The organism is Lentzea albidocapillata (assembly GCF_000719115.1).
Lineage (GTDB): Bacteria > Actinomycetota > Actinomycetes > Mycobacteriales > Pseudonocardiaceae > Lentzea > Lentzea albidocapillata.
Window position 1 is genome coordinate 36,197 of sequence record NZ_JOEA01000009.1, and the last position, 21,950, is coordinate 58,146.

General features: G+C 69.4%; 23 protein-coding genes and 1 pseudogene. 14 read left to right on the forward strand and 10 right to left on the reverse strand.

What is annotated here, in order from left to right; translation table 11 throughout:
* Positions 1-54 precede the first annotated feature (54 nt).
* Entirely contained in the window at positions 55-846 is a 792-nt protein-coding gene (locus tag IG04_RS43960; RefSeq protein WP_051769874.1) for a CPBP family intramembrane glutamic endopeptidase, read from the reverse strand.
* Positions 843-1,181 carry a hypothetical protein gene (locus IG04_RS0114280; protein WP_144065367.1) on the reverse strand — a complete coding sequence of 113 codons (339 nt, stop codon included), beginning with the start codon at positions 1,179-1,181 and terminating at the stop codon, positions 843-845. The genes IG04_RS43960 and IG04_RS0114280 overlap by 4 nt, the downstream gene beginning before the upstream one ends.
* 61 nt (positions 1,182-1,242) lie before the next feature.
* Here IG04_RS0114280 and IG04_RS0114285 point away from each other — a divergent pair, with 61 nt between their 5' ends.
* Positions 1,243-1,635, forward strand: coding sequence for a GntR family transcriptional regulator (locus tag IG04_RS0114285; protein WP_030477112.1), 393 nt, complete (start codon positions 1,243-1,245; stop codon positions 1,633-1,635).
* Positions 1,632-2,588: a hypothetical protein gene (locus IG04_RS0114290; protein ID WP_030477113.1), complete on the forward strand. Its 957-nt coding sequence runs from the start codon at positions 1,632-1,634 to the stop codon at positions 2,586-2,588. The genes IG04_RS0114285 and IG04_RS0114290 overlap by 4 nt, the downstream gene beginning before the upstream one ends.
* Here the strand turns inward: IG04_RS0114290 and IG04_RS0114295 are convergent.
* Both IG04_RS0114295 and IG04_RS0114300 read right to left on the reverse strand, forming a co-directional pair.
* Positions 2,577-3,206 (reverse strand): response regulator, encoded by a 630-nt coding sequence (locus IG04_RS0114295; protein ID WP_030477114.1) that lies wholly within the window; start codon positions 3,204-3,206, stop codon positions 2,577-2,579. The two genes, IG04_RS0114290 and IG04_RS0114295, sit on opposite strands and share 12 nt — an antisense overlap.
* On the reverse strand, positions 3,203-4,270 hold the full coding sequence (locus IG04_RS0114300; RefSeq protein ID WP_030477115.1) for a sensor histidine kinase: 1,068 nt from the start codon (positions 4,268-4,270) through the stop codon (positions 3,203-3,205). Before IG04_RS0114300 ends, IG04_RS0114295 begins: the two co-directional genes overlap by 4 nt.
* Positions 4,271-4,381: 111 nt before the next feature.
* Between IG04_RS0114300 and IG04_RS0114305 the strand changes: the two are divergent.
* From IG04_RS0114305 to IG04_RS0114325, 5 genes and pseudogenes are all read left to right on the forward strand, one after another.
* A pseudogene (locus tag IG04_RS0114305) lies at positions 4,382-5,023 on the forward strand (ABC transporter ATP-binding protein); the annotation flags it as partial.
* A 56-nt stretch (positions 5,024-5,079) separates the two neighbouring features.
* Positions 5,080-5,835: an ABC transporter permease gene (locus IG04_RS0114310; RefSeq protein ID WP_030477117.1), complete on the forward strand. Its 756-nt coding sequence runs from the start codon at positions 5,080-5,082 to the stop codon at positions 5,833-5,835.
* A 96-nt stretch (positions 5,836-5,931) separates the two neighbouring features.
* Entirely contained in the window at positions 5,932-6,987 is a 1,056-nt protein-coding gene (locus IG04_RS0114315; protein WP_030477118.1) for a glycoside hydrolase family 5 protein, read from the forward strand.
* 176 nt (positions 6,988-7,163) lie between these two features.
* On the forward strand, positions 7,164-8,201 hold the full coding sequence (locus IG04_RS0114320) for a glycoside hydrolase family 5 protein (protein ID WP_030477119.1): 1,038 nt from the start codon (positions 7,164-7,166) through the stop codon (positions 8,199-8,201).
* A 15-nt stretch (positions 8,202-8,216) separates the two neighbouring features.
* Positions 8,217-9,095 (forward strand): aldo/keto reductase, encoded by an 879-nt coding sequence (locus tag IG04_RS0114325; protein WP_030477120.1) that lies wholly within the window; start codon positions 8,217-8,219, stop codon positions 9,093-9,095.
* Here the strand turns inward: IG04_RS0114325 and IG04_RS0114330 are convergent.
* On the reverse strand, positions 9,082-9,579 hold the full coding sequence (locus IG04_RS0114330) for an NUDIX hydrolase (protein WP_030477121.1): 498 nt from the start codon (positions 9,577-9,579) through the stop codon (positions 9,082-9,084). The two genes, IG04_RS0114325 and IG04_RS0114330, sit on opposite strands and share 14 nt — an antisense overlap.
* Before the next feature lie 107 nt (positions 9,580-9,686).
* Between IG04_RS0114330 and IG04_RS0114335 the strand changes: the two genes are divergently transcribed.
* From IG04_RS0114335 to prcA, 5 genes are all read left to right on the forward strand, one after another.
* Complete coding sequence (locus IG04_RS0114335) at positions 9,687-12,077, forward strand: FtsX-like permease family protein (RefSeq protein ID WP_030477122.1); 2,391 nt, start codon at positions 9,687-9,689, stop codon at positions 12,075-12,077.
* Between the two features lie 96 nt (positions 12,078-12,173).
* The gene (gene dop / locus IG04_RS0114340) at positions 12,174-13,667 is read left to right on the forward strand and encodes a depupylase/deamidase Dop (protein ID WP_030477123.1); all 1,494 of its coding nucleotides are present in this window, start codon (positions 12,174-12,176) and stop codon (positions 13,665-13,667) included.
* Positions 13,668-13,746: 79 nt separating this feature from the next.
* On the forward strand, positions 13,747-13,941 hold the full coding sequence (locus tag IG04_RS0114345; protein WP_030477124.1) for a ubiquitin-like protein Pup: 195 nt from the start codon (positions 13,747-13,749) through the stop codon (positions 13,939-13,941).
* 49 nt (positions 13,942-13,990) lie between these two features.
* Entirely contained in the window at positions 13,991-14,839 is an 849-nt protein-coding gene (gene prcB, locus IG04_RS0114350) for a proteasome subunit beta (protein ID WP_030477125.1), read from the forward strand.
* A 34-nt stretch (positions 14,840-14,873) separates the two neighbouring features.
* Entirely contained in the window at positions 14,874-15,638 is a 765-nt protein-coding gene (prcA, locus tag IG04_RS0114355) for a proteasome subunit alpha (RefSeq protein WP_030477126.1), read from the forward strand.
* Positions 15,639-15,700: 62 nt separating this feature from the next.
* Here prcA and IG04_RS0114360 read toward each other — a convergent pair whose 3' ends face one another.
* Positions 15,701-16,333, reverse strand: a complete 633-nt coding sequence (locus tag IG04_RS0114360) for an alpha/beta fold hydrolase (protein WP_030477127.1) — start codon at positions 16,331-16,333, stop codon at positions 15,701-15,703.
* Positions 16,330-16,950, reverse strand: a complete 621-nt coding sequence (locus IG04_RS0114365; RefSeq protein WP_084590005.1) for a PadR family transcriptional regulator — start codon at positions 16,948-16,950, stop codon at positions 16,330-16,332. The genes IG04_RS0114360 and IG04_RS0114365 overlap by 4 nt, the downstream gene beginning before the upstream one ends.
* Positions 16,951-17,119: 169 nt before the next feature.
* Here IG04_RS0114365 and IG04_RS0114370 point away from each other — a divergent pair, with 169 nt between their 5' ends.
* The gene (locus IG04_RS0114370) at positions 17,120-17,707 is read left to right on the forward strand and encodes a GNAT family N-acetyltransferase (protein WP_211257758.1); all 588 of its coding nucleotides are present in this window, start codon (positions 17,120-17,122) and stop codon (positions 17,705-17,707) included.
* Here IG04_RS0114370 and IG04_RS0114375 read toward each other — a convergent pair.
* Entirely contained in the window at positions 17,697-18,305 is a 609-nt protein-coding gene (locus IG04_RS0114375; protein ID WP_030477130.1) for a maleylpyruvate isomerase family mycothiol-dependent enzyme, read from the reverse strand. The genes IG04_RS0114370 and IG04_RS0114375 overlap by 11 nt on opposite strands.
* A gap of 78 nt (positions 18,306-18,383) precedes the next feature.
* Between IG04_RS0114375 and IG04_RS0114380 the strand changes: the two genes are divergently transcribed.
* Complete coding sequence (locus tag IG04_RS0114380) at positions 18,384-18,803, forward strand: MarR family winged helix-turn-helix transcriptional regulator (protein WP_030477131.1); 420 nt, start codon at positions 18,384-18,386, stop codon at positions 18,801-18,803.
* Between the two features lie 147 nt (positions 18,804-18,950).
* Here IG04_RS0114380 and IG04_RS0114390 read toward each other — a convergent pair whose 3' ends face one another.
* On the reverse strand, positions 18,951-20,471 hold the full coding sequence (locus IG04_RS0114390; protein ID WP_030477132.1) for a glycerol-3-phosphate dehydrogenase/oxidase: 1,521 nt from the start codon (positions 20,469-20,471) through the stop codon (positions 18,951-18,953).
* Positions 20,464-21,933 carry a glycerol kinase GlpK gene (gene glpK / locus IG04_RS0114395; RefSeq protein WP_245816195.1) on the reverse strand — a complete coding sequence of 490 codons (1,470 nt, stop codon included), beginning with the start codon at positions 21,931-21,933 and terminating at the stop codon, positions 20,464-20,466. The genes IG04_RS0114390 and glpK overlap by 8 nt, the downstream gene beginning before the upstream one ends.
* Positions 21,934-21,950 lie beyond the last annotated feature (17 nt).

Consider the following 21,950-nt stretch of genomic DNA (forward strand, 5'->3'; position numbering starts at 1 on the left):
TACCGCTTCACCGAACCGCCCCGGTCGCTGCACCACACGGCCGGGGCGGTTCTTTCATGCGGTGACGCGTCTCCTGGTGAACGCGGTGAGCGCCGCGGTCAGCACCGCCATCACGACCCAGCCCGCCCAGCCGCTCAGACCCAGCGTCCACGGGTCGGGCGGAGCGAACTCCGAGGCGTCGGTGAAGGCGATGTTCACGAAGGCGATGACCAACGTGTTGTTCGCGGCGTGGGCGATCGAGCACGCCCAGACCGAGTTCGTGTGCAGTCGCAGCATGCCCAGCAACGTGCCGAACAGCACGGTGAACACCGCGAACGGGATGAACGCCGGCAGCGACCCGACATGGCCCGGCAGGTGCCACGCGGCCCAGATCACGCCGCTCAGCCCGAACGCGCCCCACCTGCCGAACCGCATCAGGCGCGGTAGCAGGAAACCGCGCCAGCCCCACTCCTCGCAGAACGCGAGTGGCAGCACCAGCAGGAAGAGCAGGCCGGCGCGGATCAGCGCCGTCAGCAGCACCTCGCCCGTCGGTCCCTCTCCGTGGACCTGGTGCAGTCCGGAGAACCCCGTGAGGTCGAGCCGGACGGCGATCACCACGGCGAGCACGGCGAGGCCGAGGAGCGCCGCGAGCGCCACCGCGCTCTGCCTCGCGACCTGCCGCGCGGGCTGCCGGGTGAGGCCCGTGTCGTCCAGGTCGAACCGGCGCACGACGACCAGCATCGCGAGCCCGACCCCCAGCATCCCTCCCGGCGCGATGACGTCCACGCCCGTCGCCTGCTTGAACGACCAGAGCAGCCACGGGACCGAGAACGCGATCCCGAGGAACGTCCACACCGGCCTGGTCACGTCACCACCGCCGCCAGCGCCGCGATGACGTCGTCCGGCGCGGTCACCAGGACCTCGCCGTACCCCTCCGTGACAATCCAGACCGCCGCTCGTCCACTTCGGACGGCCACGAGCTGACGCCCGCGCCTGCCCATCCAGATGCCCGCCTTGCCGATCCCCGCCATCTCGGCGCCGGCGATGCGCACGCCGTGCAACGTGAGGAACGGGTGCCGCTCTCGTCGTACCTCGCGGATCGCCCCCAGCGGCACTTCGAAGCGCCGCTGCCACGTGAAGATCCGTTCCCACGCGGTGAACTCGATGACGAGCCTGCCGTCGTGGATCGCTGTTGTCGCCATGGACGCTTCCTCCCCGGTGAGCATCTGTTCTATTACTTGTATAACAGATAGACTTGAGGTCGTGCTACTGACGATCGACCTCGACAGCGACGCGCCGATCTACCAGCAGATCCGCGACCGGGTGGTGGAAGCGGTCGCCACGGGGACGCTGAAGGCGGGCGACCCGCTGCCGTCCACGAGGCAGCTCGGGGTCGATCTCGGCATCAACTTCCACACCGTGAGCAAGGCCTACGACCTGCTGCGGCAGGAGGGGGTGATCCGGATCAACCGCAAGAGCGGCGCCGTCGTGCGGCGCGACCACGGCTCCGGGCCACCGGACGCGGGGTTCGCCGACGCGTGGCAGGCCAGGCTGCGCACACTGCTCGCCGAGGCGACGACGCAGGGTCTCTCCCGCGACGACGTGCTCGGGCGCAGCCAGGACGTGCTGAACGGCTTCGAGGGGGCACGCGCATGACCGGGCAGGTGGGCTGGCTCGTGCTGGTCACGGCGGCGTTCCTCGTGCTGCCGTCGACGGCCAGGCCGACGCTGCCGTTCGGCGTCCGGGTGCCGCACGAGCGGACGGGCGAGGTCCACTCGATCCGCGTCGGCTACCGGCTCGCCGTCGTGGCGTTCGGCGTTGTCGCCGCGGTCGCCACACTGCTCGGCGCCGCCGGACTTGTGGCCGCCCTCGTCGTCGCGTGCCTGCTCGCGCACTGGGCCGCGGCGGGCTTCGTCTCCCGGGCCAAGCGGTCGTGGCCCGTGGTCCGGCAGGGCGTGACGACCGACACCGGCCTGCGCACCGATCCGGTCCGCCTGCCTTGGCCGCATCTGGTGCCCGCCACCGCGTTGGTCGTGGGCACGGCGGTGCTCGGTCTGGCCCGCGACACACCGTGGGACCTGCTGTGGCCGCTGACGAACCAGATCGTCGTGCTGGTGATCGCCGTGCTTGTGGCGGTGACGCTCCCGCGAGCGCGCCCCGAACTGGACGCCGCACGGCCGGAGAGCTCCGCACGGTCCTATCGCGCCTATCTGGCGGGAAACCTGCGGATCGTCACGTTGCTGTCCACGGCCGTGATCGCCGCACTGGCCGTTAAAGCCCTGGAGATGTGGGGAATCGTGTCCGGGGTCGGCTGGACCGTGCTGACCGTCGCGCTGGTGGCCGCACCGGCCGTCGTCGCCGTCGTGTGGCTGGTCCGGGCGGGCGACGCCGGACACCGCCTCGACAGCGACGACAGCGAGAACACCGGCGTGGCGCAACGCGATGACGACCGCCACTGGCACGTGGGCGGTCTCGTGTACGCGAACCGCACCGACCCGGCGCTGCTCGTGCACCAGCGCGTCGGTTCACGGTGGACGCTCAACCTGGGCCATCCCGCGTCGTGGCTGACGCTGGCAGCGCTGTTGGTGGTGTTTCTGCTAGCGAACTAGGCCGGACTCGTAGGCCGCGATCACGAGCTGGGCGCGGTCGCGGGCGTGCAGCTTCGCCAGCAGGTTCCCGATGTGCGTCTTCACGGTGCCGGTGCTGACGTGCAGCTCGGCCATGATCTCCGCGTTGGACCGCCCGCGGGCGATCAGCAGCAACACCTCCTTCTCCCGCTCGGTCAGGCGTTCCAGCCCGCGCACCACCGGCGAGGAGGGCCGCCGGACGAACTCCGAGATGAGCCGGCGCGTGACCGTCGGCGACAGCAGCGACTCGCCGGACGCCACCACGCGGATCGCGGTCAGCAGCTCGGCGGGTGGCGTGTCCTTGAGCAGGAAGCCCGAGGCGCCGGCCCGCAGTGCCCCGAAGACGTACTCGTCGAGGTCGAACGTCGTCAGCACGAGCACGCGCGGCCCGTCGAGCAGCAGGGTGGCCTCGATGCCGTCCATCTCGGGCATGCGGATGTCCATCAGCACGACGTCCGGTTCCAGTTCGGACGCCAGCGCGACGGCCTCGGCGCCGGTGCCGGCCTCGCCCACCACGGTGAGGTCCGGTTCGTGGTCGACGAGCATCCGGAAGCTGGCGCGCAGCAACGCCTGGTCGTCGGCGATCAGCACCCGGGTCATCGTTGCGGGAGTTCCGCGACGACCCGGAAACCACCGGCGGGACCGGGGCCCGCGCTGAACGTGCCGCCGTAGACGGCCACGCGTTCGCGCATGCCGATCAACCCGTGTCCCACTCCGAGCTCCTTCACCCCAGGCCCGTCGTCCGCCACCTCGACGCGGACGGCTTCCGGTGTCACGTCTACCAGCACCGTGCACGACGCGGGGGCCGCGTGCTTCACGACGTTCGTCAGCGCCTCCTGCACGATCCGGTACGCCGACAACCCGAGGCCTTCCGGCACAGCGGCATCACCACGCATGTCCAGCGTGACGTGCACGCCCGCGAGTGACGCGCGGTCGGCCAGGCCGGCGAGCCCGCCGAGGCCGGGGGAGGGCGCCAGGTCGGCGTCGGAGCGCAGCACGCCCAGCAGCCCGCGCATCTCGGTCAGCGCTGCCCGGCTCGTCTCCGAGATGACCTGCAACGCCTCGTACGCGTGCTCGGGTGACCGCACGTGTGCGGCGTTCGCGGCTTGCACGGTGATCAGGGAGAGGTTGTGCGCCACCACGTCGTGCAGTTCGCGGGCGATGCGCAGGCGTTCGTCGGAGAGGGCCTGTTCGGCCTGTTGCGCGGTTTCCCGTGCGAGGAACGACCGCCGCATCCGGGTCGTGTAGCCGATGACCCAGACGGCGCTCATCGCCGCGAGGACGACCAGCAGGTTCTCCGGTTCGCCGCCGGAGACGCCGGCGATCGCGACCACGGCGCCCGCGAGTCCGGCGAGCGACCAGGTCCGGGAACGGTCGACGGCCACGGTGTAGAGCGCGAAGCACACGGCTCCGACCGGGGCGCCGAGCGCCTCCGTCGGCAGCACCCCGGCGATCACCACCGCCGCCGTGGCGACCGTGGTGACCACCAGGGCGGTCACGGGCCAGATCCGGCGGACCGCGACGGGCAGCGCGACGAGGAGGATGCCGGGGACGACGAGCCACCACGGCTGCTCCTGGTGCTCCAGCATCGCGTAGCCCACGAGAACGCCGATCACCAGCGCCGCGGTCACGTCGACCAGATAGAGGTGCAGTCTCGCGATCACGACGCCGACGGTAACGAGCGTGCGTCCGAACCGCCTCGGACCACGGTCTGATTCCCGGGATCGGAGCACGGGCCGATCCCTTCCCGCAGGATTCGGCCGACTCTCTTCCACATGATCGAGGTGCGGAACCTTACGAAGAGATACGGGGACACGACGGCAGTCGAGGACCTGTCGTTCACCGTCCACCCCGGACAGGTGACGGGCTTCCTCGGCCCGAACGGCGCCGGCAAGTCCACGACGATGCGGATGATCCTCGGCCTGGACCGGCCCACGGGTGGTGAGGCGCTGATCGCCGGCCGGCGCTACCAGGACCTGGACCGGCCGTTGCGGCACGTCGGCGCGTTGCTCGACCCCGCAGCCGTGCATCACGGCCGCAAGGCGCTCGACCACCTGCGCTGGCTCGCCGCGAGCAACGGCATCGGCGGCGAGCGCGCGGTCGAGCTGCTGGAACAGGTCGGCCTGGGAGGCGTGCGGCACAAGCGGATCAGGGCGTTGTCGCTCGGCATGAAGCAACGGCTGGGCGTCGCGGCGGCACTGCTCGGCGACCCCGCGGTACTGATGTTCGACGAGCCGGTGAACGGCCTCGACCCCGAGGGCGTGCGGTGGATCCGCGACCTGATGCGCGGGCTCGCGAAGGAGGGCCGCACGGTCTTCGTGTCCAGCCACCTGATGAGCGAGATGGCGCTGACCGCGGACCACGTCGTGATCGTCGCAAGAGGACAGCTGGTCAAGGAGACGCCGATGGAGGCGTTGACCCGCAACGGTTCGCTGGAGGACGCCTACCTCGAACTCACCTCCGGGAGGGGACTGTGAAGAACGCGCTCGCCGCGGAGTGGCTGAAACTCCGGACCGTCCGCGCGTCGTACGGGCTGGCCGGTGCCGTCGGCCTGATGGTGGTCGCGGGCGCGCTGCTGTCGTGGCTGATCGTCCAGGACTACGACACGTCCCCGGCCGCCGAGCAGGCGCGGTTCGCGTCGGCCGACAACAGCGTGGTGATCACGCCGGTCGTCCAGTTCCTCGTCGCCGCGCTCGGCGCCCTGGTCGCCACCTCCGACCCGAGGCTGACCGCGCTGACCGCGGTGCCGGACCGCAAACGCCTGCTGGCCGCCAAGACCGCGCTCGTCGCCGCCGTGTCCGTGGTGATCGGCGTCGTCACGCTCGCCCTCAGTATGGGCGGCAGCTGGCTGATCATGGGGGACCGGCCGCCACCGATCGCGCCCTGGGACGCCCTGGGTGACGTGCTGCCGTGGGCCGGTGCCGCCGTGCTGTCGATCCTGGTGACAGGTCTGGCCGGCCTCGGGATCGGTCTCGCGGTGAGGTCGACGGCCGTCACGATCGTCGTGGTGGGCGTGCTGCTGTGGGGTCTGCCCGCGATCACGCCGATGCTGCCGGAGCCGTGGAACATGGACGCGTCCGCGGTGATGGTCCCGTACCTGGTGTGGGAGGTCGCGGGCGTCATCGACGACGCACCGCTGGGTCCATCGGCCGCCGTTGCAGTTTTGGCACTTTACGCATTGGTGACTCTGGGTGCCGGAACAGTGACTCTTCTGCGACGAGACGCTTGACTCGTCCTGGGGGCGGCCCTATGGTCATCTATACCTTTAACGGTAAGGAAACTTACCTAACTAATCCGCCGCCAGCAGTCCGAGAGGAGACGCTGTATGTCTTGGCAGAAGTCTGTGGTGGCGCTGGCCGCGGCAGTTGTGCTCCCGCTGACCGGTGTGATGGCGGGTAGCTCCGTCGCCGCCGCTCCCGAGGGCGACTTCGCCGCTGCCGCGCTGCCGCCGGGTTCGCCCGCGGCGGTCAACGGTCAGCTCAAGGTCTGTGGCGTCAAGCTGTGCAACAAGAACGGCAAGCAGATCCAGTTGCGCGGCATGAGCACGCACGGCATCCAGTGGTACTCCCAGTGCGTGAAGACCGCGTCCCTGGACGCGCTCGCCAACGACTGGAAGGCGGACGTCCTCCGCATCTCGATGTACATCCAGGAAGGTGGCTACGAGAGCAACCCTCGCAAGTTCACCGACATGGTGCACGGCTACATCGAGGAGGCCACGAAGCGCGGCCTGTACGCGCTCGTCGACTGGCACCAGCTCTCGCCGGGCGACCCGAACCACAACACCACGCGTGCCAAGACGTTCTTCAAGGAGATCGCGCAGCGGCACAAGGACAAGACGAACATCATCTACGACATCGCCAACGAGCCGAACGGCGTGACGTGGTCGCGGGTCAAGAGCTACGCGGAGGCCGTCATCCCGACGATCCGCGCGGAGGACCCGGACAGCCTCGTGCTCGTCGGCACGCACGGCTGGTCGACGTTCGGCCTGTCCGACGGCAGGAACATCAACGAGGTCAGCCAGAACAAGGTCAACGCCTCGAACCTGATGTACACGTTCCACTTCTACGCGAAGGACCACCGCGACTCGTACCTCAACGCGTTGCGCACGGTCTCGAGCCAGGTGCCGGTCTTCGTCACCGAGTTCGGTTCGCAGGAGGCCTCCGGTGACGGTCCCAACGACTTCACCATGGCGAACAAGTTCATCTCGTTCATGAAGGAGGCGAAGATCTCCTGGACGAACTGGAACTTCTCCGACGACCACCGCACGGGTGCGGTGTTCAAGAGCGGCACGTGCTCCGGGAGCAGCTTCTCCGGTGAGGGTCCGCTGAAGGACTCCGGCAAGTGGGTGCGCAACCACATCCGCACGGCTGACGACTTCTGATCTGCCTGATCGACCGGCCCCGGCGGGCCAGTGGAACGGCGGTCCTCCGGGGCCGCCGTTCTTCGTTGTACCGCTTGCCCTTTGGTGCATTTTCAAGCGCCGTACGTTGACCATCTCCGCTCGGGTGGGGGAGTTTTCGTGCATCGCCGCCGAAGTGGTCTAGAGGGGATGCACGAATGGCTTGGCAGAAGTCTGTCCTGGCGCTCGCCGCGGCGGTCGCACTTCCGTTGAGCGGCCTCGCGGTGGGTGCCACCACCGCCGCGGCCGCGTTGCCGCCGGGTTCGCCCGCGGCGGTCAACGGTCAGTTGAAGGTGTGTGGCGTCCAGCTGTGCAACAGCAGTGGCAGGGCCATCCAGCTGCGCGGCATGAGCACGCACGGCATCCAGTGGTTCAACGGCTGCAACAAGTCCCAGTGGTGGGACGCGCTGCAGAACGACTGGAAGGCCGACTTCGTCCGCGTCGCGATGTACGTCGCGAAAGGCGAGGGCGGCTACGAGACCGACCCGCGCAAGTTCACGGACCTGATGCACAGCTACATCGAGGAAGCGACCAGGCGCGGTCTGTACGTCCTGGTCGACTGGCACCAGCTCAACCCCGGTGACCCGAACGTCTACACGGCCAAGGCGAAGACGTTCTTCAAGGAGATCGCGCAGCGGCACAAGAACAAGACGAACATCATCTACGACATCGCCAACGAACCGAACCACGTGTCGTGGGCGAGGATCAAGTCCTACGCCGAGCAGATGATCCCGGTCATCCGCGCGGAGGACCCGGACAGCCTGATCATCTCCGGCACGAACAGCTGGTCGACGTTCGGGCACTCCGAACAGCAGGATCCGGCCGTGGTGCTGAACAACAGGGTCAAGGCGACGAACTTCATGTACTCGTTCCACTTCTACGCGAACGAGCACAGGGACTCGCACCTCGCGGTCCTGGACCGCGTGTCCAGCCAGGTCCCGGTCTTCGTGACGGAGTTCGGCACGCAGGATGCCAGCGGTGACGGCCCGAACGACTTCACCATGTCGAAGAAGTACGTCGACCTGATGGCCCGCAAGAAGATCTCGTGGGCGAACTGGAACTTCTCGGACGACAAGCGTTCGGGCGCGGTGTTCAAGGCCGGCACCTGCTCGGGCACGTCGTTCAGCGGCACGAGCAAGCTCAAGCCGGCCGGCGTCTGGGTGCGGGACGTCGTGCGGTCGCCCGACCAGTGGTGACCTACCTTTGACGGCATGGCTCAACTAGCGCTCGGTCTCGCGTCCCTCGGTCGTCCCGCGTACATCAACCTCGGCCGAGAGGACGCGTTGCCGGTCGTGCGCGACGTCGAGTCCATGCGCGCGCAGTGCCACCTCGTGCTCGACGCGGCCTACGAACTGGGCATCCGCTGGGTCGACGCGGCTCGCTCGTACGGACTGTCGGAGGACTTCCTGTCGTCGTGGCTGCCCGGCCACGACGACGTGACGGTCTCCAGCAAGTGGGGCTACGCCTACACCGCGGACTGGCGGCCCGACGCCGAGGTGCACGAGGTCAAGGAGCACTCGCTCGCCCGGTTCGCCCGGCAGTGGCAGGAGACCTCGGCCCTGCTGCCCAGAGTGGATCTTTACCAGGTGCACTCGCTGACGGCCGACAGCCCGTTGTTCGCCGACCGCGCGCTGCAGGAGGCGATGGCCGGGATCGGCGTGCCGCTGGGGTTTTCGACGTCCGGGCCGCAGCAGGCCGACGCCATCCGCAAAGCCCTGGACCTCGGCATCTTCCGGTCCGTCCAGTCCACTTGGAACCTGCTGGAGACCTCGGCCGGGGAGGCCCTGCGGGAGGCGCACGACGCCGGGCTCCGGGTGATCGTCAAGGAGGGCGTGGCCAACGGACGGCTCGTCGTGGAGCCGCCGCAAGCGGTTGCGGCACAGGCGAAGGCGCTGGGTGTCGGGCCGGACGCGGTCGCGCTGGCGGCGATCGCGCGGCAGCCGTGGGCGGACGTCGTGCTGTCCGGCGCGGCGAGCCCGGAGCAGCTGCGGTCCAATGTGGATGCTTTGCGCGTCGACGTGGACCTGCCGGACCTGTCCGAGCCCGCCGAACAGTACTGGAAAATCCGTTCCGGGCTTACCTGGAACTAGTACGGCGCAACCACTCCTGGGCCACGACCCGGCCGTCCGGGACGAGCGGCCAGCCAGGATCCTCGATCCTGCCGCGCAGCTCGTCCAGGCTCATCCACCCGCCCCAGGCGACCTCCTCCGGCTGGTGGGTGAACGGGCCGTCGGAGCGCGTCTCGTAGATCCACGCGTGGTAGCGCGTCCACTCGTCGACGTAGGTGGTCTGGAAGAGGAACGTGAGCGGTGTCTCGGCGCCCAGTTCCTCGCGCAGCTCACGGACCGCCGCCTCGCCGGGGGTCTCGCCCGCGTCGATCACACCGCCGGCCGTGCAGTCGTAGAGGCCGGGGAAGATGTCCTTGATGTCGGTGCGGCGGTGCACGTAGACGCGCTCGCCGTTCAGGGACAGCACGACGATCGTGGCGCAGCCGTGCCAGAGGTTCTCCGCGCGCATCCGCTCGCGGGTCACCTCGCCGACCACGTTCGCGGCCTCGTCGTAGAGGTTGATCATCCCCGTGTCCTCCTGTGGTCGTACGCGAGCTTGCTACCCCAGTCCGACGCCCGCTGATCGCCTTCCTTCCTACCTTCGTGAACGTCAGACGTCACCGAGGAGGATTCGTGTCCACTTCCCTGCGGCTCGGCGTAGCCGAGTTCCGCGCCCGGCCGGGCCGCGCGCTGCTGCCCGGCGTCGCGCTCGTCGTCGGCGTGGCCTGCCTGCTGGCCGCCCTCGTGCTGAGCGACGCGCTCACCCGCTCGGTCGACGAGGGCGCGCCCCTCACACCGTCGTCGGTGAGTCACGTGGTGGACACCAAACCCGCCGAGCGCGGCACCGCCGAGGTGAACCGGCCGAAGTTGGACGACGCGGTGCTGGCCAAGCTCTCCGCCGTCGGCAGGGCGGTGCCGGTGCAGGTGGCCCAGGCCGACCTGCTCGATGCGAACGGCCGTGCGGGGCAGCACCGGGCCGAAGTGCACGTCCAGCAACCGGACCTGGTGCGCTGGCCGCTGGCCGAGGGCAAGGCTCCGGCGGCGAACGGTGAGGTCGCCGTCGACAAGATCACCGCCTACGAGCGGGGTCTGAAGCCCGGCGACAGGATCAAGCTCGCCGCCGCGGACGGCAAGCCGGTCGAGGTGACCGTCAGCGGGGTCATGAAGAAGGGCGGGATGGACGCGCGGCCGATCCTGGTCGCCGGTCCGGACCTGGCGCGCGCTATCGACCCGGAGCCGTTCACCAAGGAGATCTGGGTGCTCGGCGGTGCGCGGGACGCCGTCAAGGCGGCTGCAGGTGCCTCGTACATCGTGGGTGACCCGGTGCCGGACGCCGGCAGCATCGGCAATGACCTGACGTTCATCCTGCTGCCGTTCAGCGTGCTCGCGCTGGCCACGGCGGTCTTCGTCGCGGCGGCCACGTTCCGCGCGGTCTACGCGCAGCGGCAGCGGCAGACGGCGTTGCTGCGGTGTATCGGTGCCCAGCGCGGGCCGTTGGTGCGCAGGAGCCTGTTCGAGGCGTTCGTGACGGGTGCGGCGGCGGGCGTCGGTGGCGCGTTGCTCGGCGGGCCGATGGCGTGGCTGCTGGCGCGGACGTTCGACGCCACCGGCATCTCGGCGCTGTTCGGCGCGGTGGAGCTCAGCCCCGAGCTGCTGCCGTCGCTTGGCTACGTGATCCTCGGAGTCGTCGTTGCCGCTCTGCTGAGTGTGATGGCGGCCGTTCGTCCCGCGATCAACGCCGCGCGTGTGTCGCCGCTGGCCGCACTGCGTGACGCGGACAGTGAGGTGCCGCCTCGGTCCGTTCGCCGCCTTCGGCTCGTGTTCGGTGTTCTGTTCACCGGTGGTGCCGCACTGCTCGCGATGATGGCCATCGCCGCCAAGGGCACCGTCGCGGCTCCTCTCGCCGTGACGTTCTCCGCGATCGCAGCGGTGACCGGGCTGTTCTGGATCCTCGGCCCCGTCACGGTGCCGTTCATCGCCCGGCTGTTCGGCAAGATCGGCGGCACGCAATGGAAGCTCGCCGGCGCTGAAGTGCGCCGGATGCCGCAGCGGTCGGCGTCCGTGGCGCTGCCGCTGCTGCTGGCCAGTTCGATGGTGACGTTCTTCCTGGTCCTGCTGGGTGGAGCACAGGAGATGACGTACCAGTACGCCAACGAGGAACGCCCGGACGCGACCGTGGTGGACGCGGGCGACCGGCCGTTGCCGGCGATCCCCGCGCAGCCGGACGTGGCCGCGAGCGTCGTGCTGCACAAGACCTCGGACGGCGCCGCGAGCGTCGACCCCGAGGAGTTCAAGGCCTGGCTGAAGGCGCAGAACGTGTCCGGTGCCGAGCAGCTCACCGCCGGGACCGCGATCGTGCCACCGCACTGGGCGGACCGGCCGTTCGTCGAGGCCGGCGGCAGGCAGTACAAGGTCGTGGGCACGGTCCCCGGCAGCATCACCGGCTACACGCCGATCATCGCCGGCCCCACCTCGGGACCCGCCGAGAAGGTGCTCGTCGCGTTGAAGCCCGGCGTCGACCCGGCCCGGTTCCGGGTGGGACTGCAGGCCGCGCTGCCGAACAACCCGACCGTGATCGTGCAGACCGACGCGGACGAACGCGCCGAGGCGGGCCGGTACATGCACCTCGGCACCGTGCTGATGACGGTCCTGCTCGGACTGTCCGTGGCGGTCGCGGTGACCGGCATCGGCACGGCGCTGACCATCTCCGTGCAGGAACGCCGCAAGGAGCTCGCACTAAGGCGCGCCTTGGGTGTCACTAGGGGCGGACTGCAGGGCGGAGTCATCGCTGAAGCGATCATGCTGGCCCTGGTCGGCGTGATCGGTGGCGGCGTGCTCGGGTTCGGCTACGCGGAGATCGCGATCCTCTCGACCGGCATCGACATGTCGCTGCCGGGCCTGAAGGTCGTGTTGCCGCTGGTCATCGGCGCGGTGGCGGTCGTGGTGCTCGCGGTGCTGGCGGCGTTCGGGCCTTCCCGCGGCGCGTCGCGGATTCGTCCGGCCGCCGGACTCGCCTCCGGCTGACCCCCGGATCGGGCATCCGGGTGAATAGGGTGGGGGGAGCTTCAACGCGAGGCTCCCCACACGCTTGTGCCGGGGTCAGGTCATAAGGTGTTGCGCATGCGGCGGATCATGGGAACCGAGGTCGAGTACGGCATCTCAGTGCCGGGTGACGCGACCGCGAACCCGGTGCTCACTTCGACACAGGTGGTGCTCGCGTACGCGGCGGCGGCGGACATACCGCGCGCCAGGCGGGCGCGCTGGGACTACGAGGTGGAGTCACCGTTGCGCGACGCGCGCGGGTTCGACCTGGGATCGCCCGGTGGGCACCCTGCCGACTCCGACGTCGAGGACCTGGGCGCGGCGAACGTCATCCTCACCAACGGCGCGCGGCTCTACGTCGACCACGCGCACCCCGAGTACTCCGCACCCGAGGTCACCAACGCGCGTGACGCGGTGATCTGGGACAAAGCGGGGGAGCGGATCATGGAGGAGGCCGCGATCAAGGCCGCGTCCGTGCCCGGCCAGCCCCGCCTGCAGCTGTACAAGAACAACGTCGACGGCAAGGGCGCGTCGTACGGCACGCACGAGAACTACCTGATGCAGCGCTCGACGCCGTTCACGGCCGTCATCGCGGGCCTCACGCCGTTCTTCGTGTCACGCCAGGTCATCACGGGGTCCGGCCGCGTGGGCATCGGGCAGTCCGGCGAGGAGGCCGGCTTCCAGCTCTCGCAGCGCTCCGACTACATCGAGGTCGAGGTCGGCCTGGAGACGACGCTCAAGCGCGGCATCATCAACACGCGCGACGAGCCGCACGCTGACGCGGACAAGTACCGCCGCCTGCACGTCATCATCGGCGACGCGAACCTGGCCGAGTACTCCACGTTCCTCAAGGTCGGCACCGCCTCTCTGGTGCTCGACATGATCGAGGCCGGGCAGCGGTTCGACGACCTGCGCATGGTCGACCCGGTGCGCGCGGTGCACCAGATCAGCCACGACCCGACCCTGAAGACCAAGGTCGAGATGACCGGCGGGCGCAAGTTCACCGGTCTCGACGTGCAGTTCGCCTACCACGAGCGGGCGCTGGCGTTCGTCGAGAAGGAGGGCGTCGGCGACCGCGAGGTCCTGCGGATCTGGGGCGAGGTCCTCGACGCGCTGGCGCGCGACCCGGCGGAGTGCGCCGACCGGCTCGACTGGGTCGCGAAGCTGCGGCTGCTCGAGGGCTACCGGCAGCGCGACGGCCTGGAGTGGGGCGCGGCCCGGCTCAACCTGGTCGACCTGCAGTACTCCGACGTCCGCCTCGACAAGGGCCTCTACAACCGCCTGGTCGCGCGCGGCTCGATGAAGCGGCTCGTGAGCGAGGAAGAGGTCCGCGCGGCCATCACCTCGCCGCCCGAGGACACGCGTGCGTACTTCCGCGGCCGGTGCCTGGAGCGCTACCCGACCTCGGTCGCGGCCGCGTCGTGGGACTCGGTGATCTTTGATCTCGGTCGAGAATCCCTTGTGCGAATTCCGACGCTGGAACCGCTGCGCGGGACGAAAGCGCACGTCGGAGCCCTTCTGGAGGCCTCTGACACCGCCGAGCAACTGGTGGACGCGCTGACTCGCGGGTGATCGTCTACCCGAGTGGCTCAGGATTTTTGTCGGTGCCGCTGGGTAGTGTTCTTGTCAGGCGAGTCAGTGGGAGGCCGAGATGTCCCAGGAACAGAAGCAGCACCAGGGTGGTGGCGACGGCGACGACGGCGCGGATGACGCCGCCGGCGCAGGTCAGGAACGCCGCGAGAAGCTCGGCGAGGACGTGGACGCGATCCTCGACGAGATCGACGACGTGCTCGAGGAGAACGCGGAGGACTTCGTCCGCGCATACGTGCAAAAGGGTGGTCAGTAGGCCTTCGGGGGCCTGTTGACCAACTCGGGGACGGGAGAACAACCAACACATGGACAACAGCTCGACCGGGCGTTACCCGGCCGCGGCGCTGCCTTCGGCGTACCTCACGCCGGGCTCGTCGTCGTTCACGGACTTCCTGCGGGCACAGGCACCCGACATGCTGCCTAGTGGCCGGAAGCTCCCGGAGGGGACCGTCCAGGCCCCACACGGGACGACGATCGTCGCGGCCACCTACAAGGGTGGTGTCGTGATCGCCGGCGACCGGCGCGCGACGATGGGCAACGTGATCGCCCAGCGCGACATGAAGAAGGTCTTCGTGACCGACGACCACTCGGCCGTCGGCATCGCGGGCACGGCCGGCATCGCGATCGAGATCGTGCGCCTGTACACGGTGGAGCTGCGCCACTACGAGAAGATCGAGGGCGTGCCGCTGTCGCTGGACGGCAAGGCGAACCGCCTCTCGGCGATGATCAGGGGCAACCTCGACGCGGCCATGGCAGGCCTCGCCGTGGTGCCCCTCTTCGCCGGGTACGACACCTCGGCCACCGACTCGGACCGCGCCGGCCGCATCGTGTCCTACGACGTCACCGGCGGCCGCTACGAGGAGTCGCAGGGCTACCAGGCCGTCGGCTCGGGCTCTCTGTTCGCGAAGTCGGCGCTCAAGAAGCTCTACGACCCGGACGCGGACGTCGAAGCCGCGATCCGTTCCGTCGTCGAAGCTCTCTACGACGCGGCGGACGACGACTCGGCGACAGGTGGCCCGGACCCGGTCCGCCGCCTCTACCCGATCGTGGTCACCATCAACGGCGCCGACGGTGCCGTCGAGGTGCCGGAACCCCAGGTCGCCACGATCGCCAACGCGGTCGTCGAAGGCCGCCGGTCCCGCCCCGCAGGCTGAGTCCCCCACAGGTTCGACGTCAGGAGCACCACCCATGACGATGCCGCTGTACGCATCGGCGGAGCAGGTGATGCGCGACCGCTCGGAGTACGCCCGCAAGGGCATCGCCAGGGGTCGCAGCGTCATCGTGCTCAAGTACGCCGACGGCATTCTCTTCGTCGCGGAAAATCCCTCCAGCACGCTGCACAAGGTCTCGGAGATCTACGACCGCATCGGCTTCGCCGCGGTGGGCCGCTACAGCGAGTTCGAGAACCTCCGCCAGGCCGGGATCCGGTTCGCCGACGTCCGCGGGTACCAGAACGACCCGCGCGACGTCACTTCCCGTTCGCTGGCGAACGTCTACGCCACCACGCTCGGCACCTACTTCACCGAGCAGATCAAGCCCTTCGAGGTGGAGATCGCCGTCGCCGAGGTGGGCGACACCGCCGCTACGGACACGTTGTACCGGCTGACGTACGACGGGTCCATCGTGGACGAGCCCCAGTACATCGTGATGGGTGGCACCGTCGATGCCGCCAACACGGCGTTGAAGGAAGCCTTCGCCGACGGGCTTTCGCTGGCGGAGGCCGTTCCGGTCGCGGTGAAGGCGTTGTCCGCCGGGTCTCCGTCCACTCAGAACGGGGCCGCTGAGATCCTTCCCGCCGCGAAGCTCGAGGTCGCGGTGCTGGAGCGGGCTCGGCCTCGGCGCGCGTTCCGGCGGATCGCCGGTGCCGCGCTGGACGGTCTGATGCCCGCGCCCACCAAGGACGGCAAGGCCGTCGAGGACGTCGAGCTGCCGCCGGACGACGAGTCCAAGTAGGTCTGTTTGCTACGGAAGGTCCCTGGGATGTTCTTCCCAGGGACCTTCCGCTTTGCGACGTGTCAGCCCGCGCAGGCCACCAGCAGCTCTGCCAGTTCGTTCGGCTTGCTCAGCGACGCGCAGTGGCCCGCGGCCAGTTCCACCGGCTCGACGCCCAGCCGGTCGGCCACCACCTTGCGCATGAAGTCCGGGGTGAAGAACCGGTCCTCCGTGCACAGGATGAAGTGCGTGGGCACGTCCGGCATCGCGTCCAACGGCCACGGCTTGGCCATCGAGTTCTCGGACATGCCGCGTTCCCGCTTCTGCGCCTCCGCGGCCAGGTCAGCGGGGACGTCGTGGAAGAACTTGTCCTCCAGGCCCGAGTCGGTGTAGCCGATGTTGTCCCACCAGTCGCCTGGCGCTTCGCCCGGGGTGGGAAGCATCGCCGTTACGTAGATCAAGGCCTTGGCGTTGATGCTGGCCGCGGCCAGCGGCGCTACGAAGCCGCCGAAAGAGTGGCCCACCACTACTACGTCCTCTGTGGACGGTAGCGCGTCGGTCAGCGTTCGTGCCCAGTCTGTGAGGTCTTTCGACTCGTCTTCGATGGGGAGGTCGGGGGCGACGACTGTGTGGCCCTTGGCCTGCAAGGCTTCTGCTACCAGGTGCCACGACCAGCCGACGTCGCCCCCTCCGTGCGCGATGGCGAAGGTGGTCATGTGGCGAGCCTAGGCCCTGTCCTGCAGGTCTCGTCCGCGATAGTCGCGGCCGAGGGCCCCGGAGACGGCACCGCCGCAAAGCCCGAATACGCCCGGTATGAGGGCATTGCGCGGTGCGCGTCGCGCAGCAGGCTCGCCTCGCAGTGGTCGAGCCAGCGCAGTTCGGCCTCGCCCTGGAAGATCATCGCGTCGAGCACGAGCAGCCACGGCAGGTCGCCCGGCTGGGTCTTGAGCCTCGTGTACTCCTGCAGCGTGCGCATGGTGGCCGTGCGCTGGGTCATCACGACCTTGGCGACGTCGACGCCCGGCGTGGTGATGGCGAGGGCGAGCTTGATCGCCACCTCGTCACGGGGGCGGTCACTGCGCTGGACGGGCGTGGCGAACCACCTCTTCAGCTCGTCGCGGCCGTGCGGGGTGATCTCGTAGGGCCGCTGGCCCTCGTTCTCGGGGAGGGCGCCCACCAGATCGTCGCGTTCCAGGCGCGACAACGTCGTGTAGACCTGCCCGATGTTCAACGGCCACGTGCCGCCGGTGGCCGAGTCGAACGCCGTCCGCAGCTGGTAGCCGTACATGGGGCCGCGCCCCAGGAGCGCGAGCAGACCGTGTTTGACCGACATGCATACTGAGTATGCATACCGAGTATGTTCCTGGCAAACGGTGACGCGGAAACAGGCGTGCGTGCGGTCCCGGCATCAGGAACCCTGGACCGTGCCGGAGACGTCCGGCGGGAAGTGGACTGGGGGACGAGTGGTGGACGCCGCACCGGGGCGACCCGGGGAAGTGTGCTTGCTGGGAGCGTCGGGCAGGTCCAGAGGCACGCCGGGGCGGCCAGCGGAGATCAGGAACTACGAACCGGCCGACGAGGCGTCCTGGCTGAGGTGCCGGGTGCTCGGATTCCTCGCGACGAACCACTTCGACGACGTCTGCCAGGCCAAGCGCCGCACGGACCTGGAGCTCGTCGCGCTCGACGGCGACGTGATCGCTGGAATCCTGGACGTCTCGGTGCCCGGCGCGGACGCCACCATCGACACAGTGGTGGTGCATCCCGACCGCCAGGGCGAGGGAATCGCGACGGCACTGCTCGCGGAGGCGGTGCCGCGGCTGGAGCGGTGCGGGGTGCGGACGCTCGACGCCTGGACCCGCGAGGACGGACCCGCGCTGAACTGGTTTGCGCGCAACGGTTTCACGGAGTCGGAGCACTACCTGCACGTGCACGCGTCCGCCGACGAGCTCGGCACAGTGCTCACCGCGAGGCACGGGCTGGTGCCGGCAGGGGCGTTCCTGCACGCCCGGATCGAGCGGGAAGCCGAGATGCGCCAACGGTTCGAGCGCGTCCACGTGTGCCGCAGGATGGTGCGCGAACTCAGACCGTGATGCCGGTCAGCCGCGGGATCGTCGCGGTGCGCCCGGCGAGCAGCATCAGGAGCGCCTCGATCGGCCCGCTGATCTCGGCACCCTCGCCGACGGCCCAGTCGGCGTCGGTGGCGACGAGCCGGTGCCCGGCCAGCCTGCGGCGCGCGTGGAACGGGAACCCGATCCGCCACACGTCGTCCGCCGCGACCACGGCGGCGTCGAGGGGCATGTGGCGTTCGATGCCGAGCGGCAGCGCCATGTCCTGAGTGTGGACCATGGTGTCCATCAGCGCGTTCTTGAGCGTCTGGCCGGGCGCGAGCCGGTGGTGCCCGACGGCGCCGCGCAGTTCCGCGACGAGTTCGGTGGCCGGTCTGCGTGCCTCGTCGCGCGCGGTCTGGTCGATCATGCGGTTGAAGCTCCCGCGAGCCCGGACGAACGCCTTGAACGCCGTGCCGACGCTGATCCGGTGCGCGAGCGACAGGTGGGCGGCGACCTCGCGCACCGTCCAGCCCTCACAGAGCGACGGGTAGGTCCACTCGACGTCGCTGAGTCCGGCGAGCAGGTCCGCGGTCGCCGCGCGTTCGGAGTCGATCGTCTGCCACATCTGGGTGTCGTCCATGGCCGTCCTCCTCTTGATTTAGTTCGAGTGACTGACTACTTTAATCAGAGCATCTGACTAAAAGCAACGGGAGTTCGCGTGAACATCGGGCTGCTGCTCTTCATCCCGAACCGCGACGTGGAGAACCGCGTCCTGGCGGCGGTCAACGCGGCGGGCTTCGACGTCACGCAGGCGCAGGCGCGGGTGCTCATGCGCGTCGACCCGGAGGGAACGCGGCTGACCGTGCTCGCGGAGGCGGCCCAGGTGACCAAGCAGACCGCCGGTTTCCTGGTGGACCAGTTGGAGAAGGCCGGGTACGTGAAACGCGTGCCCGACCCGGCGGACGGCAGGGCGCGGCTCGTGAAGGTCACCGGGAAGGCACTGGGCGCGGTGCCCGTCGCGAACGAGGAACTGGCCAGGATCGAAGTGGAATGGGAACGGCACCTGGGCAGGCGGCGCATGGCACAGCTCCGCGAGGCGTTGGAGATGCTCGGCGAGATCACCGACCCGTACCGCTGACTCGCGTGATGCTCCGGCCTGTCGCACCGACGACGGCGGCGGCGGTCTGCCGGTCGTGCTCGGCTGCGACGGGACGCTGGCGCTGCGCAGCGCGTTCCACTCGGCACCCGAACTGGCCGACTACCTCGTGGAACGCGCCATAAAACTCTAAGAAGCCAGCAACTCCGACACCCGCGAACGCACCTCGGGGGAGTCGAGCCCGCGCACCATCACGGTGGTGCGGCGGCGCAGCACGTCGTCCACTTCGGACGCCCACTCGGTGCGGCGGGCGTGCTCGACCTGGGCCCAGATGTCCGGGCCGTCCGGGTGGACGCGCTCCAGCAGTGCCGGGTTCTCCAGGCCGAGGGCGACGACCTCGTGCGACGTCGTGCCGTAGTGCGTGGCGAGGTGGCGGACCACGTCGTCGGGCAGCGCGTCGAAAGCGTGGCCCAGCACGGAACCCACGGTGTCGGGCTGCGCCGAGCCGGGCAGTGCGACGCCGTCGAGCGGGCCGTCGAAGGTGCGGCCGAGTTCGGAGTTCACGCGGGCCAGGACGGTGGCGCCGATCTTGCGGAACGTCGTCCACTTGCCACCGGCCACGCTGATCATGCCGCCGGAGCCGGCGGTGATCACCGTCTCGCGCTTGGCGTGGGAGGTGTCGCCGGGGCCGCCGGGCAGAACCCTCAAGCCCGCGAACGTGTACGCGATGCGCGCACGGTCCAAACCGGACACCGCGACGCCCGCCTCGCTCAGGATCTGGTCGATGTCGTCGTCGGTGCAGGCGACCGCCGCCGGGTCGCCCTCGTAGGCCTCGTCGGTGGTGCCGAGCAGGAGGTGGCCCTCCCACGGGATCGCGAACGACACGCGCACGTCGTCGACCGGGATCGTCAGCGCGGCCTTCCACTCCGAGGTCTGCTTCAGCACCAGGTGCGAGCCCTTGGACAGGCGGATCGACGGGTCGGCGGCGGGATCTTCCATGCGCCGCAGCACATCGAGCCACGGGCCGGTCGCGTTCACCACCACGCGAGCGTCCACTCCGAACTCGCCGAGCGAGTCGCGCAGGTCGACACCGGTGACCTTCGCGCCGGTCTTGCGCAGGCCCACGACCGAGATGTGGTTGAGCAGCACGGCACCGGCCTCGGCGGCGGCGCGGGCGGCGGTGATCGCCACACGGCTGTCGTTCATCTGGTGGTCGTAGTACATCGCGGCACCGCGCAGACCGTCGGCGCGCAGGTCAGGCACCCACTCCGCAGCCCTGCGCGCCGACAGCACCTTCCCCATGCCGTCGCCGAAGCCCGACAGCGCGGAGTACAACGTGACGCCCGCGCCCAGCACGAACCGGCTGTGCGGGCCGCCCTTGTAGACGGGGACGAGGAACGGCAGCGGGCGCACCAGATGCGGGGCCAGGTGGTCGCCCAGCGCGCGGCGTTCCTTGTGGTTCTCGTGCACCATCGGCACGGCCGACGGGCCCATCGCGAGGTAGCGCAGGCCGCCGTGCACGAGCTTGGACGACGCGGACGACGTGGCGCCCGCGAAGTCGCCGCTCTCGATCAGCGCGACCCGCAGTCCCGAACGGGCCGCGGCCCACGTGGTCGCGATGCCCAGGATGCCGCCGCCGACCACGACGACGTCGAACTTGCCGTGCTGCAGCTCTTCGCGAGCGCGGATCCGCTGTGTTGAGTCAGTCATCGTCCTCGTCCATCCAACCGACGGTCCGCTCGACCGCCTTCTTCCACTTCCGGTAGCCGCGAGCCCGCGCCGCCGGTTCCATCGACGGCTCCCACTCGGCCGCCTTGTGCCAGTTGGCTTTCAGCTCGTCGGTGCCGCTCCAGTAGCCCACCGCGAGACCGGCCGCGTACGCCGCGCCCAGGCACGTCGTCTCGGCCACGATCGGGCGCACCACCGGCACGTCCAGCACGTCCGACAGGAACTGCATGAGCAGGTTGTTCGCCGTCATGCCGCCGTCGACGCGCAACGTCGTGAGGTCCACACCGGAATCGGCGTTCATCGCGTCCACGACCTCACGCGTCTGCCACGCCGATGCCTCCAGCACGGCCCGTGCGAGGTGCCCGCGCGAGATGTAGCCCGTGAGGCCGGCGATCACGCCACGCGCGTCGCTGCGCCAGTGCGGTGCGAAGAGACCGGAGAACGCGGGCACGAAGTACGCGCCGCCGTTGTCGTCCACCGTGCGCGCGAGAGTCTCGATCTCGGCTGCCGACGAGATCAGCCCGATCTTGTCGCGGAACCACTGCACCAGCGCGCCCGTCACCGCGACGGCGCCTTCCAGCGCGTACGCGGCGGGCTGGTCACCGATCTGGTAGCCCACGGTGGTGAGCAGGCCGTTCTGCGAGTGCACCGGCTTGCCGCCGGTGTTGATCAGCAGGAACGCGCCCGTGCCGTAGGTGCACTTGCCTTCGCCGGGCTCGAAGCAGGTCTGGCCGAACAGCGCGGCCTGCTGGTCGCCGAGCGCGGACGCGACGGGCACACCCTCGTAGGTGCCGTAGACCTCGGAGGAGGACCGGATCTCGGGGAGCATCTCGCGCGGGACGTCCATTGCGTCCACCAGCTCCTGGTCCCAGTCGAGGGTCTCCAGGTTCATCAGCATGGTGCGCGAGGCGTTGGTGACGTCGGTGACGTGGCGGCCGGTCAGGTTCCAGATCAGCCAGGTGTCCATGGTGCCGAACAGGACCTCGCCGCGTTCGGCCCGTGCGCGCAGGCCTTCGACGTTGTCGAGCAGCCACCGCAGCTTCGGGCCGGAGAAGTAGGTCGCCAGCGGCAGGCCGGAGCGTTCGCGGAACCTGTCCTGGTCGCCGAGCCGCCTGATCAACGCGTCCGTGCGGGTGTCCTGCCAGACGATCGCGTTGTGTACGGGCTCGCCGGTCGCCTTGTCCCACACGACCGTCGTCTCGCGCTGGTTCGTGATGCCGAACGCGGCGATGTCACCGAGCGAGAGAGAAGCGTGAGAGAGGGCGTCGCGCACGACCGCCTGCACGTTCGTCCAGATCTCGGAGGCGTCGTGCTCTACCCAGCCCGGTTTCGGGAAGATCTGGCGGTGCTCGCGCTGAGCTACCGACACGATCCCGCCGGCCTGGTCGAACACGATGCACCGGGACGACGTCGTGCCCTGGTCTATCGCCGCGATGTAAGCCACGTGCACTCCCTTGTGCG

Bases quoted from the DNA above. Each gene is read 5' to 3' on its own strand.
- IG04_RS0114290 (WP_030477113.1), top strand. From the start codon at position 1,632: ATGACCGGGCAGGTGGGCTGGCTCGTGCTGGTCACGGCGGCGTTCCTC.
- IG04_RS0114390 (WP_030477132.1), bottom strand. From the start codon at position 20,471: ATGACTGACTCAACACAGCGGATCCGCGCTCGCGAAGAGCTGCAGCAC.
- prcB (WP_030477125.1), top strand. From the start codon at position 13,991: ATGGACAACAGCTCGACCGGGCGTTACCCGGCCGCGGCGCTGCCTTCG.
- IG04_RS0114295 (WP_030477114.1), bottom strand. From the start codon at position 3,206: ATGACCCGGGTGCTGATCGCCGACGACCAGGCGTTGCTGCGCGCCAGC.
- IG04_RS0114360 (WP_030477127.1), bottom strand. From the start codon at position 16,333: ATGACCACCTTCGCCATCGCGCACGGAGGGGGCGACGTCGGCTGGTCG.
- IG04_RS0114325 (WP_030477120.1), top strand. From the start codon at position 8,217: ATGGCTCAACTAGCGCTCGGTCTCGCGTCCCTCGGTCGTCCCGCGTAC.
- IG04_RS0114280 (WP_144065367.1), bottom strand. From the start codon at position 1,181: ATGGCGACAACAGCGATCCACGACGGCAGGCTCGTCATCGAGTTCACC.
- IG04_RS0114365 (WP_084590005.1), bottom strand. From the start codon at position 16,950: ATGTCGGTCAAACACGGTCTGCTCGCGCTCCTGGGGCGCGGCCCCATG.
- IG04_RS0114330 (WP_030477121.1), bottom strand. From the start codon at position 9,579: ATGATCAACCTCTACGACGAGGCCGCGAACGTGGTCGGCGAGGTGACC.
- IG04_RS0114320 (WP_030477119.1), top strand. From the start codon at position 7,164: ATGGCTTGGCAGAAGTCTGTCCTGGCGCTCGCCGCGGCGGTCGCACTT.
- IG04_RS0114375 (WP_030477130.1), bottom strand. From the start codon at position 18,305: ATGGACGACACCCAGATGTGGCAGACGATCGACTCCGAACGCGCGGCG.
- prcA (WP_030477126.1), top strand. From the start codon at position 14,874: ATGACGATGCCGCTGTACGCATCGGCGGAGCAGGTGATGCGCGACCGC.
- dop (WP_030477123.1), top strand. From the start codon at position 12,174: ATGCGGCGGATCATGGGAACCGAGGTCGAGTACGGCATCTCAGTGCCG.
- IG04_RS0114315 (WP_030477118.1), top strand. From the start codon at position 5,932: ATGTCTTGGCAGAAGTCTGTGGTGGCGCTGGCCGCGGCAGTTGTGCTC.
- IG04_RS0114345 (WP_030477124.1), top strand. From the start codon at position 13,747: ATGTCCCAGGAACAGAAGCAGCACCAGGGTGGTGGCGACGGCGACGAC.